The sequence below is a fragment of the Vibrio ichthyoenteri ATCC 700023 genome (assembly GCF_000222605.1).
GTDB classification, from domain to species: Bacteria; Pseudomonadota; Gammaproteobacteria; order Enterobacterales; family Vibrionaceae; genus Vibrio; species Vibrio ichthyoenteri.
Genome location: NZ_AFWF01000253.1, coordinates 1 through 263, shown reverse-complemented (window position 1 = coordinate 263; position 263 = coordinate 1). Strand labels below are relative to the sequence as shown.

The window sequence follows — 263 nt, the reverse complement described above, 5'->3', positions numbered from 1 at the left end:
GGTAAGACGGGTTTGGTCGGTATGCGTTGTATCGCGAGTTCCGTTGGAATTCACGATAAATAGTACATCTGTGACGACCTAGTTGTGTGGCGATTTTATCGACACTAATTCCTTGCTTTCTCAGAGCAGAAATCATATACCTTTCTATCTCAGTGAGGTGCGTATATCTCATGGTTTTTCACTTCTTGGCGGGAGCAAATTCATGATTATCGCATCTCACTGTTTTATTGTTCAGTGGTGTCGCACTTCGTACTTGAATCCAA

1 protein-coding gene is annotated in these 263 nt (G+C 42.6%); it reads right to left on the bottom strand.

The features are described from left to right. The coding region (locus RH85_RS22440; protein WP_138956493.1) for a helix-turn-helix domain-containing protein at window positions 1–172 on the bottom strand (172 nt) is incomplete at its 3' end. Window positions 173–263 lie beyond the last annotated feature (91 nt).